Source organism: Actinocrinis sp. (assembly GCF_035946395.1).
Taxonomy (GTDB): Bacteria; Actinomycetota; Actinomycetes; order Streptomycetales; family Catenulisporaceae; genus Actinocrinis.
This window is the reverse complement of sequence record NZ_DASYZI010000064.1, coordinates 25,760-38,414: the sequence shown is the minus strand read 5'-3', so window position 1 is coordinate 38,414 and position 12,655 is coordinate 25,760. Positions and strand designations below refer to the sequence as shown.

9 protein-coding genes and 1 pseudogene are annotated in these 12,655 nt (G+C 68.4%); 3 read left to right on the top strand and 7 right to left on the bottom strand.

Annotated elements, in window-relative coordinates:
- Positions 1–13: 13 nt before the first annotated feature.
- Entirely contained in the window at positions 14–1,087 is a 1,074-nt protein-coding gene (gene dpgA, locus VGS97_RS04365; RefSeq protein WP_326851879.1) for a 3,5-dihydroxyphenylacetyl-CoA synthase DpgA, read from the bottom strand.
- A 75-nt stretch (positions 1,088–1,162) separates the two neighbouring features.
- Between dpgA and dpgD the strand changes: the two genes are divergently transcribed.
- Positions 1,163–2,002: an enoyl-CoA-hydratase DpgD gene (gene dpgD, locus VGS97_RS04360; protein ID WP_326851878.1), complete on the top strand. Its 840-nt coding sequence runs from the start codon at positions 1,163–1,165 to the stop codon at positions 2,000–2,002.
- A gap of 93 nt (positions 2,003–2,095) precedes the next feature.
- Here dpgD and VGS97_RS04355 read toward each other — a convergent pair whose 3' ends face one another.
- Positions 2,096–3,244, bottom strand: a complete 1,149-nt coding sequence (locus VGS97_RS04355; protein ID WP_326851877.1) for a hypothetical protein — start codon at positions 3,242–3,244, stop codon at positions 2,096–2,098.
- 436 nt (positions 3,245–3,680) lie between these two features.
- On the opposite strand from VGS97_RS04355, the pseudogene VGS97_RS04350 reads away from it, so the two are divergent.
- Together VGS97_RS04350 and VGS97_RS04345 are read left to right on the top strand one after the other, a co-directional pair.
- Positions 3,681–4,274 (top strand): annotated as a pseudogene (locus tag VGS97_RS04350) (aminotransferase class III-fold pyridoxal phosphate-dependent enzyme); the annotation flags it as partial.
- Positions 4,275–4,463: 189 nt separating this feature from the next.
- Positions 4,464–5,363: a 3-oxoacyl-[acyl-carrier-protein] synthase III C-terminal domain-containing protein gene (locus tag VGS97_RS04345; RefSeq protein WP_326851875.1), complete on the top strand. Its 900-nt coding sequence runs from the start codon at positions 4,464–4,466 to the stop codon at positions 5,361–5,363.
- A 23-nt stretch (positions 5,364–5,386) separates the two neighbouring features.
- Here VGS97_RS04345 and VGS97_RS04340 read toward each other — a convergent pair whose 3' ends face one another.
- The 5 genes from VGS97_RS04340 to VGS97_RS04320 are packed head-to-tail and all read right to left on the bottom strand — an operon-like array spanning position 5,387 to position 12,597.
- The gene (locus tag VGS97_RS04340; protein ID WP_326851874.1) at positions 5,387–7,156 is read right to left on the bottom strand and encodes an ABC transporter ATP-binding protein; all 1,770 of its coding nucleotides are present in this window, start codon (positions 7,154–7,156) and stop codon (positions 5,387–5,389) included.
- Positions 7,153–8,838, bottom strand: coding sequence for an ABC transporter ATP-binding protein (locus VGS97_RS04335; protein WP_326851873.1), 1,686 nt, complete (start codon positions 8,836–8,838; stop codon positions 7,153–7,155). The genes VGS97_RS04340 and VGS97_RS04335 overlap by 4 nt, the downstream gene beginning before the upstream one ends.
- Before the next feature lie 50 nt (positions 8,839–8,888).
- Positions 8,889–10,763, bottom strand: a complete 1,875-nt coding sequence (locus VGS97_RS04330) for a condensation domain-containing protein (protein WP_326851872.1) — start codon at positions 10,761–10,763, stop codon at positions 8,889–8,891.
- 33 nt (positions 10,764–10,796) lie between these two features.
- Positions 10,797–11,840 (bottom strand): LLM class flavin-dependent oxidoreductase, encoded by a 1,044-nt coding sequence (locus tag VGS97_RS04325; RefSeq protein WP_326851871.1) that lies wholly within the window; start codon positions 11,838–11,840, stop codon positions 10,797–10,799.
- Between the two features lie 31 nt (positions 11,841–11,871).
- Positions 11,872–12,597, bottom strand: a complete 726-nt coding sequence (locus VGS97_RS04320; RefSeq protein WP_326851870.1) for a hypothetical protein — start codon at positions 12,595–12,597, stop codon at positions 11,872–11,874.
- Between the last annotated feature and the right edge of the window lie 58 nt (positions 12,598–12,655).

The following is a 12,655-nucleotide window of genomic DNA, read 5'->3' as shown; positions in this document are numbered from 1 at the left end:
GCCAAGTCGTTCTTCACCATTGCAGCAACGCCATTTCGATCGTCGAACCCGGACCCATCGTCATCATCACGCCGTGGTCTCCGTGCTCTGCCAAGCCCTCGCCGAGTAGCCGGTCGTAGGAGAACAGGAAGGAACCGCTGGAAAGATTGCCGTGCTCGCGAAGGACGCTGGTGGTGTGTCGCACGTCGTACCGGCTCAGGCCCAGGTCGACCCGTACGGCGTCGATGACCTTCTTGCCGCCCGAGTGCACAAGCCAGTGCTTTACATCCGACCGGTGCAGCCCGGTGCCCGCCAGCAGCCGCTCCAGTGCGGGCCCGGCGTGCGCACCTACTTCGTAAGGCACGTCGGGGTGCAGGAAGAAGCTGAATCTGCCCTGATCCTCGTCCCAGTCATAGCGCATCGCATCGATCGCGTCGGGGATGATCAGGCTGGAGAACTTGAGGACGCTCGGACCGACCTCACGGTCCACCGCCGGGTCGCCGGGCGCCGGCTGCGACAGCGCCACCGCTGCGGCCCCGTCGCCGAACAGACCGTTGACCACCGCGGTTCGCATGGTGCCGTCGAAGACGTACGCGGCGGAGCAGACCTCGATGCACGCCATCAAGGCCAGACGGCCGGGATTCATGCGCGCCCAGCCGACCACGGAGTTGAGCGCGTTGAGCCCGGCGTTGCAGCCCATGCCGATGACGTCGAGGCGTGAGCACGTGGGCGCCAAGCCGAGCCTCGCGATCAGTTTGGCGCTGAATCCGGGGGTGATGAAGCCGGTGGACGAGACACAGCACAGGTAGGCGACGTCATCCAGTTCCGCGCCGGTCCGGGCCAGGCATGACCTGATCGCGGCTTCACCCATCTCCAGGCCGCTGATCGTGTGCTTGCGCAACAGCTCGCCCTGGGTCTCCATGCGGCGGCCGCCATCCGGGCCGACAGGGGGCAGCACCAGGTTGCGCCGATCGATCGCGCTGTTGAGGAAGAGCGACCTGATGCGGCTGTCGGCGATCTGGAACTCGTCCAGCAATTCGGCCTGCGTGTAGCTGTCGGGCGGAACCGCGGTGCCTACGGACAGCAGTCGCACCGGTTGTGAGGTCACGCTCGCCGCCTCCGGCCGTCGTCGCAGGGCACGACGCCCGAAAAGCGCAGCGCCCGCCAGGGTATCATCCGGATCATGACTGCACCGGTGGCCGCTCGTGACACCCGCGAATCGTCCGACGAGCCCCGCGTCCTGTACCGGAAGCAGGACCGTGTCGCGTATGTGACGCTCAACCGGCCCGCCGTTCTCAACGCGATGGACCTGCGGATGCACGAGGAACTGGCCGTCGTCTGGGACGACTTCGCGGCCGATGACGAGGTATGGGTCGCCGTGCTGTCCGGAGCCGGGGAACGAGCGTTCAGCGTCGGCCAGGATCTCAAGGAACTGACGGCCAGGGCCGCGGCCGGCACGGCCGGCGCTTCGACCTTCGGCAGCCGGGGCAAGCCCGGATGGCCACGGCTGACAGAGCGTTTCGACCTGGCCAAACCCGTTGTGGCGAAGGTGCAGGGGTACGCCTTCGGCGGCGGATTCGAGCTGGCGCTCGCCTGCGACCTGATCATCGCATCGCAGGACGCCGTTTTCGCCCTGCCGGAGGCCAAACTCGGCCTGATCGCCGGGGCGGGCGGCGTGTTCCGGCTGACCCGCCAGCTGCCGTACCGCGTGGCCATGGGGTACCTGCTGACGGGACGCAGCATGACCGCCGACGAGGCCGCGCGGTTCGGCGTGGTCAACGAGGTCGTTCCCGCCGACCGGCTCGACGAGTGCGTCGACGGCTGGGTCCGGGACATCCTGCGCTGCGCTCCCCTGTCCGTGCGAGCCGTCAAGGAGGCAGCCGCCGCCTCGTCCGGTAAGACGCTGGAGGGGGCCTTCAACACCAGGTACGTGCACGAGGAACTGCGAATGCACAGCCGCGACGCGCAGGAAGGCCCGCTCGCGTTCACGCAGAAGCGCGCGCCACAGTGGCTCGGCCGGTGACGCGGTCGCAACGGAAAACTCACGAAAGCCCCTCAGTTTCCCCGTCGTGGACTCGGATTCGCGCTGGCGGCAACGCCGTCCCGGCGTTGCGGGTCAGCCCAGGTAATCCTCTGGGCCGCCCTCCCGAACCATGTCCAGGGTGAAGCAGTGGAATCCGCCCCCGAACAGCCGCCGGTGCCGGTGCCTGACCGGGACGGCGGTGAAGCCGTGCTTCTCAAGCACCCTCATCAGTTCCGGGCAGGCCTCGTTGACCAGCACCGTGTCCGGGCTGACCGACAGCACATTGAGGTCGATGTAGGGGCTGGTGAGGATCAAGTCGTCCTCGTCGTAAACCGGGAAGCTGTTCGGGCCGGGCGGGGGCGCCACGATCATGTCCCACTTGCGCAGCGCGTCGGGCAGGAAGTCGGCGACCTTCTCGTTACGCACCAGAAGCGTGCCCGGCCTCAGCGCGAGCACCATGCTGTCGATGTGGCTGTCGCTGAGCCGGTGGACCCGGTGGATGCGGAATCGGCCGTCCAGATGCCGTTCGAGCCAGTCGCAGGCCGAAGCGTGGTTCTCGGTGGAGACGTTCACGACGAGGTCGCGGCCGAGGCGCAGGCACTGGGCGCCGTCGAGCATCATCTCGACGCCGACGTCGTAGGGCGAGGGCTGCGGATCACTGATCGGTTCCGTGGGGCCGCCCGCGGAAGCGTGTGCGTAGGACAGGTCGAAGGACGCGTCGGTCATGATCGGCCTGGGCATGGTCGTCCAGCGCGCGCCCTGCTTGAAGTAGTGCGCGAAGATCGGGGCGAGCAGCCGGGTCTCGAAGTACCGCGAGCGGATCATCGGCGCGGTCTCGATGATCTCGTCGCCGAGGATCAGAGTGTTGTCCCGGATGTTCAGCGCCGGCACCACTCCGGCCGACCAGGCCAGGGTGCGCACCTCGGCCGTGCCCGGGTCCAGGTCCATCGGCCGGTGGACCTGGACCGACAAGTTCTCCAGCGCCTTGACGATGCCCTCTAGGTCTTCGTTGAGTTCGTCGACGTAGCGCTGCTTGATCGACGACCGGGCCGGTTCGCCCGCGTCCGAGGAGACGGCCAGCCGCGGATAACGCCATTCGGAACGGACCACATTGTCTTGCACGATGTTGTCGTGGAAGAACAGGTCGAAGGACAACTCGCGCTCGTGCGACGTGTAGTTCTTCGCGGTGCCGACGATTACTTCGCGCAACGGCGACCATTCGTCGAAACTGTTCAGCCGCATTGAACTACGTCTCCCGTCTCGCCCGAATTGCTCGGAATTCAACGCGCCGCGGCCGCACCCCTGACGGGTGCCGGCGGCACTGCGTGAACAGACCCCGTGACTCTCAGCCTGCTGACCGCAGTCACATTAGCCGCAGTCACGATCGCCGGGCAAGGCTTCTCGCCCCCGGATCCGATTCCAGCGCAGGCCTTGTAGAGCCACCGGGCCGACCGGTATATTTCGTCGCCGCGTCGTGTCAGTATTCGATGACGGGCGTCGCCTTGGCGGGGAGACATTCACGCTGCCGCGTTCGCGCCGGCATCGAGGAGCTGACAGCGGATTCCCGTGTGACGGCCTGACCGGCAAGCCGGCGACGTGCGTACGGAGGGATTCGCACATGAGCGGAACTCGCGTTCCGGGCCCTGACGGGGTCCTCGCGGATCCGATACCCGAGGACCTGATCGACGCGGAATCCCAGGTCCGCAGCTACAGCCGCAATTGGCCGGTGATTTTCGAGCCGGTGATTTTCGAATCGGCATCGGGCAGTTTCATGCACACCGCGTCCGGGCGCGCCTATCTCGACTTCTTCTCCGGCGCGGGCGCCCTTAACTACGGCCACAACAATCCGGCGCTGAAAAGTGCTTTGATCGCCTATCTCGAAAAAGACGGCATCATGCACGGCCTCGATATGATGACCACGAGCAGGGCGGAATTCATCCGTGAATTCCGGGATACCGTCCTGGCGCCCCGGGGTCTCGACTACCGGATTCAGTTCACCGGCCCGACCGGCACCAACGCGGTGGAGGCGGCGCTCAAACTCGCGCGCAAGGTGACGGGTAGAAGCACCGTCGCGGCCTTCACCAACGCTTTCCACGGAGTGAGTCTCGGAGCTCTCGCGGTGACGGCCTCGGCGCAGAAACGGGCGGCCGCGGGCGGCCCGCTCACCCACACGCTGCGTCTGCCGTACGACGGCTTCGGGGCACACGGCGTTTCAGGCCTCGACCTGCTCGCGGACCTGTTGACCGCCGGTGGCGGGATCGAACCGCCGGCCAGGCCGGGGCTCGGCATCGGCCGGCGCGGGCGCGGCATGATCTGGGGTCTGTCGTCCGAGCAGGAACCGGACCACGGACTCGGCATCCTCGCCGACGCGGTGGCTGCCGTGGCGACAGTCTGAACGCCGGCGCACGAGTACAGAGCGCACGTACAGAGCACATCGTCTTCGTCGAATAGCGAGGCTGCATTGAGAACCGTTCATCTGTCCGCCATCAGCCACGTGCTCGGCGAAGCCCGGCCGATCGGCGAACTCGGCGACGCCGTGGCCGAGCTGGCACACCCGGACCACGGTCTGGCCTACTTCCGCAGTGCCGACCAAGAGATCTGCGAACTGGCCGAGGCCGCGTGCGTCCGCACCGCCTCGCTCTGGTCCGGCGCCCCGGATCTGGTGCTGTACGTAAGCGAGAACGACGGCGAAGCCGCCGACACGCTCGCCCGGCTGGCCCAGGCCATCGGCCTGCCCGGCGTCAGCCTGCTGGCAGTGTCCGGCCACGGCTGCGGCAACCTCGGTCCGGCTCTTCGGACGGCGGCCGCCGCGCTGCACGCGGGCGAGCACGATCGGGTGCTGCTCGTGCTCGCCGACCGGGCACTGCCAGGCGAGCGGCTGATGCGCAGCGGCCTGTCGGTGTTCAGCGACAGCGCGGCCGCCTGCGTGATCACCAGGGAACCGGAACCGGCGGACGGATTCCAGGCCGAGATCACCGCGGTGGTCACCAAGCACCAGGCCGATCGCGACGCCGAAGGGCGGACCAGCCAGAGCATCCTTGGTATGGCCGAACTGGCCGAGGCCGCCACAGCAGACGTCCTTCGCCGCACCAACTGCACTCCCGACGAGTTCGACCACGTCGTGCTGGCGAACTACCGGATCGTGTCGCAGCGGTTTCTCGTCTCGGCCATGGGCGTGCCCGCCCGCAGCCTGATGATCGGCCCGGTCGGCGACCTTGGGCACTGCTTCTCCGCGGACCTCCTGATCTCCATGGACAGCTTCGCCGCCACGGGCCGGATCAAGCCCGGTGACCGTCTCCTCGCCGCCGCGACCGGTACGTCTTCGTGGTCGACGATGGCACTGGAGGTCACTCGCACGTGACCCCCAGGCCGAGCCGGGCCGCCCTACGCCGAGGCGCCGACACCGTGCCACGAGTTCCACAACGCGGCATACGTGCCCCGAGCGGCGAGCAGATCCTCATGGGAGCCGTCCTCCACGATCCGGCCCGCCTCCATCACCACCACCCGCTGCGCGTCGTGCGCCGTGTGCAGCCGGTGCGCGACCGAGATCACCGTGCGGCCGGACTTCACGGCGGCCAGCGACCGTTCGAGATCGCGGGCGAGCTGCGGGTTGAGCAACGAGGTCGCCTCATCGAGCACGAGGGTGTGTGGATCGCTCAGCAGCAGCCGGGCCAGCGAGATCTGCTGCGCCTGCGCCGGCGTGGGCTCGTGCGCCCCGGGGCCGAGCCGGGCGTCGAGGCCCAGCTCGGATGCCCAGTCCCACGCCGCTACCGCTTCGAGGCACTGACGCAGTTCGCTCTCCGCGGCATCCGGCTTGGCCAACAGCAGGTTGTCGCGGACCGAGCCGTCGAAGACGTGGTACTCCTGGGTCACCAGGGCGATCTGTGCACGCAGTTCGGGGCGCGGGATGTCGGTCAACGGCACTGCGCCGAGCAGGACTGCTCCGGACCTGGGCGGATCGATCCCGGCGATCAGTCGGCCCAGCGTGGTCTTGCCGGCACCAGAACGTCCCACGATCGCGAGCCGCTCCCCCTCACGCACGACCAGGTTCACGTCGTGGAGAACGTCATGGGCGACGTAACCGTGATTGACGTTGCGAATCTCCAGGTCTCGCGGCGACCGTTCAGCCGTCACCCGCGCGTGTGACGGCGACGGTCCGTCGACGTGAGCGCCCGCCGTACCCTCGGCGCTCTCGCTGACTCCCCGCAGTCGGGCGACAGCCGCGCCGGCGACCTGGATCTTGTCCTGGTTGAACAGCAGCACGTCGATCAGGCTGGCCAGTTGCTGCGTATATAAGGTCGCCGCCGTCACTCCCGCGAGCGAGACCCAGCCACGGTCGTAGAAGTATCCGCCGAGAATGACTGTGGCCACTGTCGGGATCGCGATGGCGGTGTCCGTGATCGGCAGGAACACTGACCGGAGACCCAGCGTGTAGCGTTCGGCGCGATAGGAGACGTCGATGTCATCACGCAGCCGCAGCGAGCGCCACGAAACCAGGCTCAGCGCTTCGACGGTACGCGAGCCGCTGATCGTCTCGGCCAGGGATTCGGTCGCCTTGGCGTAGGAGGCCCGCTCCCGCAGATAGCCATCACGAGAACGGGAAAGGTACCGCCGGGTGTTGGGCCAAAGCAGCGGGATCGCGAGCAGGCACGGGATGATCATCAGCCAGCGCACCAGCAGCAGCGCGCCGAGCAGCACGACGATGGTGGTGGCGGTCACCAGGGTGCTCGGCACGTTCGTGCGGGCCGCCTGGGTCAGCGCGTCGACGTCCCGGGTGGAACGGGAGACGAGGTCGCCGACGCCGGCGCTCTCCACCGTCGAGAGCGGCAGGCGGAGCACATCCCGAACGAAGTCCTCGCGCAGCTCGGCCACGACCTTCTCGGCGAGTTTCGCGGCGTAGTAGTTGGCCAGCCAGAGGGTCGCGCCCTGGAGCAGCAGAAAACCGAAGATGAGCAGGATCATCGCGGTCACCCGGTTCACCCCGGACTGGACCTGTTGAACCAGGTCGCCGAGCAGCCAGGGGATGACCAGGGCGCACGCGGCGGTCAGCGCCTGGAGCGCGAGCGCGACCGCGAGTTCCTTGGGGTGCTTGAGTACGACCGTGCGCGCGTACCTGCGTACCGCCTTACTCGAAGCAACAGGCAATGCGGTCACGCCGTATCAGCCTCTCTCGTCACCAGTGCCTTGTAGCGCTCGTCTGCCAGCAGGGCGCTGTGCGCGCCGGAGGCGACGGCCTTGCCGTCCTCGACGTACCAGACGCCGTCGGCCAGGCCGAGAACGGCCGGGCTCGTGGTGAAGACCACGGTCGTCTTGCCCGCCCGGCTTTCCCGCAGCCGGCCCGCGACGCTCGTCTCGGTCAGCGCGTCCAGCGCGCTGGTCGGCTCAAGCAGAACGAGGATGTCGGGATCGGCCACCAGCGCACGCAGCAGGCGCAGCCGTTGGCGTTCGCCGCCGGAGAAGTTGCGGCCCGCGGCCTGCGACTCGCCGCCCAGGCCGCCCGGCAGCGCCTCGATGATGTCGAGGGCCGACGCGATCTCGGCGGCGCGCATGACCCCCTGCGTCCCCGCCCTGCCCGTGGGGTCGAGCCCGTCGCCGAGTGTCCCGGCGAACAAGTAGTCGTCGTTGCCGACCACGAGCACACGTTCGCGCACATTCGCCAGGGACAGTTCGGCTGCGGGGACTGCGGCGAGAGTGACCTCTGATTCCGTGTATCGCCCGAGACGGTCCGCGAGCGTTGCGACGTCGTCGGGCAGGGTGCAGGCGACACCCATGAACGAGCCGAAGGGGAACACCAGCCCTGATTCGGGATCAGCCAGTTCGGCGCGCTCCTGCGCCGGCCGCCCGGCCGGCCCGTCAGGCAGGTCGCGTTCGAGTGCGAGGAACCGGCTGACGCGTTCCGCGGACACCTGCCCCTGGGCCAGGTATTCGATCGAGTCGGTCATCCAGCGCAGCGGCGTCGCGAGGAACACGGCGTAGCCGTAGAACGCGACGAGCTGGCCCACCTGTAGTTCACCGGAAAGCACCAGGTGCGCCCCGAGCCAGACCACGGCGGTGGAAAACAGCCCATTGAGGATGGTGCGGGCCGCGGCGGCGCGCGCCTGTAGGCCCGCCGCCTCGACGGACGCGTGGCGCACGCTCTGGGACTTGTCGCGGAAGCGCTGCGCGTAGTGCTCCTCTCCCCCGATTCCCCGCAGCACCCGCAATCCCCCGGCGATGTCCACGGCGACCGCCGCGAGCTCTCCCTGCCGCTGGCGGACCGCTCGCTGCTTGCGGCGCACCGGAGTCAGGATCCTGGTCAGCAGCCAGACGAGCGCGGGCACCCCGATGAGCACCGTCAGCGCGAGCTGCCAGGCCGAGATCAGCATGATGACGGCGACGCCGACGATGGCCGCGACGCCGCCGAGTCCTCGCGAGGTGGCGGCCAGCGCCTGCCCGATCGGGGTGATGTCGCCGATCCCGAGGTTCACGACCTCGCCGGTGGAGACGCGCTTGCGCAGCGTGGCGCCCAGTTCGGCGGACCGCGTGCCCACTAGCTGCATCACCCGGTAGGAGGTGCCGATGTTCGTGGCGAAGTCGCAGCGTTCCTGGAGCGTGGTGGTCACGGCCTGGAAGACGACGAGCCCGAACATGACGGCGCCCCAGACCAGCAGCGCGCGCTGGTCGCGCTTGAGGATGCCCTGGTCGATGGCGATGCCGGTGACGATCGGCACGAACGAGCGTGCCAGCATCGTGAGGATCCCGTAGGCGACGCCCAGCGCGATCGGAGTCCGGACCCCGACCGCGAGCCGCAGCATGAAGCGGCGCGGGGTGCTGACGTCCGGCGACGTGGGAGACAAGCCGACAAAGCTCTGATATGAAGGTTTCACCGATGAACCAGGGTCCGTAGTCAGTAGCTTGCGCCGTCGGTCGACGGCGCGGGTGGCGCCTCCAGCGCCCGAGCGACGGACCGCAGCGTACATGGGGATGTGAAGTGGTGCGAATCCAGGCCGACGAGCCCGCGGCGGCGCAGCACCTCCACGACGGCCGGGGCCCGCAGCATCTCGCCGCCGGACTGGACGTACGACCGGGCCAGGTCGGGGAAGTCACGTCCGTGCACCTCGGCGAGGGCCGCGCGAAGCTCGTGTTCGGCCTCTGTGGCCGGCGCGACGGCCGGCGTGTCCAGCGCCGGGCGCCAAAGACCGGGCGTCTCGGTCTCAGAGTCCTGGGTCACCGTGAGATACACGGCCGGCGCGGCGGCGTTCAGGTTGTGGTGCAACTGCGACAAGACGTATTCGTGTACGTCGAATATCTGCGTGCTGCGCTCCAGTTCGACTGCGGCCGACAGTTCGTCCGACCCTGTCGATAAGGAGGCTGCGACGACGCCCGGAGCGCCGCGCAGGATGCGTGCCACGACATCCGTGTCGACCCAGTTCCCGCCGACCAACCGGCAGTTCGTCTCCGCCGCGAAACCGACGGGCAGCAGCGACCGGGCGCGGTCCGCCTGCACGGCCGGATCGTCCCGTATCAGCCGCAGCAGGTCCGGGAGCAGGTCTTGCATCGCGTCGACTACCGACTCCGGCAGCATCGCCACGTCGGTGTCGAGGTCGAGGATCACGTGCGAGTCCTTGACGTAGACCCAGGCCACGGCTCCCCAAGGCCGTCCGAAGTCCTCCCAGCTGTGCGAGCGTTCGACCGTCACGGCGCCCTTTGGGTCCTCCTCGACGGCGACCTCCTGCGGGCCGGGAGGGCCCTGGAAGTTGAAGTAGAGCGGAACGATGGCGGCGACGCCCCGCTCGGCCGCGGTGCGTGCGCGGGAGTCCGCGGAGACCGGACCGAGGCGGTAGTCGTCCTCGTAGGCCCGCATCGAGACCACGAACACGTTCTCCAGCGCCTGACGGAACGTCTGCGAGTCGTCGAACTCGACCTGGATGTCGGCAAGGCGCATCCGGCACTCGACGCCGTGGTCGCGTACGGTCCGATTGGCGGCGTACATCGCGAACAGGACGTCAGGGCTGCCGGTGTGCGCGCTGAACAGCCAGCCGATCGCGTACATCAACACCATGGACCGCGAGACGCCGGTCTGCCGGCAGATCTCGTCGATCACCGGGAGCAGCCCGTCGTATCGCGCGGACGAGTTGAGATAGCGCGGGCCGGCTTCAGGCTTGGGTACCCCCGGAGCCGGTATCTGTGGCGCCGGCCTCGCCGGCGTCTTGCGGACGTGGCCCCGGTGTGCGCTCGACTTGAGGATCGCGGCCTCGGCGCGCTGATGGTCCAGCGGCTGTTTCGCCGGGCCGGGCGCGGCCCGGTCGAAGCAGAGGTCGATGAACTGGTTGCGCCAGTTGTAGAGCCCTGAGCCGTCGCTGATGATGTGGTCGAAGATCAGTCCGAACTGCCGCAGCTCGCCGTGCTCGACGAAGAAGCGCGCCGCCCAGAGCGATCCACGGAAGTCCACTCCGGCCAGCAGCGGGCGCCCGTCGGCCGGCAGGAAGGTGCTCACGGCGTCGGCCGGCCTGACCGACAGCGGCAGCCGGAGGTCATCGGGTTCGAACACGATCTGGACCGGCAGGCCGTTCGGCGCGATGACGAACTGGGTCCGTAGGATCTCGTGCCGCTCCACCAGTTGCGCGAGAGCGCGGGTCGCGGCGTCGACCCGGATGCCTGGTGGCAGGTCCCAGAGCCTCGACCAGGCCGGGAACAACTCCCCCCGCTCACGCCAGTACGATCTCAGCCACATCCGCTGCTGCGAGAGCGTCAGCGGGCCGCTGCGGGCGACGGTCGCCATGCCGGTCTCCTTCTACGCGCGGTGAGCCCGGAATCAACGTCCGAGCAGACTCGCCGCTGTCTCAAGGCCTGTCTGCGTGAACTGATAATCGTCGTCGTCTACCCCGTTGAGCAGCACGTGTCCGACGCCGGCCCGCAGATACTCGCCGAGCCTGGCGCCGACCTCGGCGTAGCTGCCGACGAGGAAGGGCGCGCTGGCCCGGCCGCTCTGGAAGGCGCCGAGCCAGTAGGGGTCACGCGCCGAGGCGTCGACCGAACCGCCGGTCGTCTCGTCGGCCGCCACGGCACGTTCGGCCAGTTCCCGCGACCAGACGTTCTGCGACTGCGCCTTGAGCAGCGTCTCCTGCCGGCCCAGCCAGGTCTGCCGGAACCTGGCCTCGGCCAGGTTCCACGCGCCGTCCGTTTCCGGTCGGCAGACCACGCCGATGCGGATCCCCAGCTCTCCCCGGAAACCACGCTCCTGCAAGGGTGTCAGGAACCTGTCCCGCCACTCGGCGTAAGGCGCCGGATGGGTCACGATGACGTCGGCGATGTCGGTGGCGACGCTCAGGCTGGCGGGCGAGGAGCCGGCGACGAAGATCTTGCACTGGCGGAGCACGTCCGGGCAGGGTTCGAGGCGGTGGTTCCGGTAGCTGTAGTACTCGCCCTCGTGGTTGACCTTCTCCCCGCCCAGCAACGCGCGCAGAACATGACCGTATTCACGCAGCCGGTCGTAACGCTGGTCGTGGCTCAGCGTGTCGCCGATCTGCCGCATCTCGTCGTCCCGCGCGCCGGCCACGAGATTGAAAAAGAGCGGACGCTGGTAGAGCGAGGCGTACGCCGAAGCGCACGCGGCCGCGGTGTGCGGTGGTGTGCAGGCCGGCTGGACCGCTATCAGCGGGATGAGATGACGGGTCACCGCGCCGAGGTGGGTGGCCACCATCCACGGGTCCACCTCGTGCAGGTTGTGCGGGACGAGGATGCCCTGCCAACCGGCTTCTTCACACGACTGTGCCGTGTGGGCAAGCCGGGTGCGCAGGTCCTGCGCGGGCTCATGCGAGCGGACGACTGTCTCCGGCGTCACCGCGTAGACGTGCATGCGCGTTGCGCCACCCATGGCGAAGGCCCGCTCAGCCCAGTTCGCCCGTGGGTGCGCCGAGTACTCCCGGCGGGTCGTTGAGCGTGCCGTTGGGCCGCAGGTCCTCGGGATCGACGTAGTCGCGGATCCGGCGGATCAGGGTCGTGCTGTTCTGGGCCACCCGGTGCGGCTCCCGCAGGTTGGTGATCTCCAGCCGGCCGCCCTCCACCGCCCGCAGGGAGTTGATGTAGGCCAGAATGGCGCGGCCCTGCGGATAGGTCATCAGGTAGTGGACGGCGAGCACGCCTCCGGCCGGATTGACCATCTGCCAGTACTCCCGCAGGAAGGCGAGAGTGTCCCAGGTGTCGATCCAGGCGAAGTCGATCAGACCCAGCTGTTCCCGGACCTGTGCGCCGCAGTCTTGCATGTCGCCCTCGATGACGCCGCACACCTTCGTCAGCCCCAGCTCGTCGAGGACGTCGAGCACCCGAGGGGCCGACGACGTGGGGTCGGTCATCCGATCGATGCACACCAGCCTGGGCTCGTACGGCTCATCATAGTAACCACTATATGCCAGCGGCTGGACTTCTGGCGCCGAGGGATCGCCGAGCAGGCTGCGCTCCGCCTCCACCGCCTCGACGTTGTCCTGGAGGGCCTTGGCGAGGAACGGGGTCGTGTATCCCATCCCGACCTCAAGCACGGTGCGCGGGCGGGTGGTGCGGATGAGCCAGTAGAGCAGTGGGGCCGTGGAGTCGGTGCCCATCTCCGGGACCAACAAGGGCCCTACTTTCGCGCGAAAGGCGTCATCAATCACGGGGCGCGAGTCTACGTTCGAT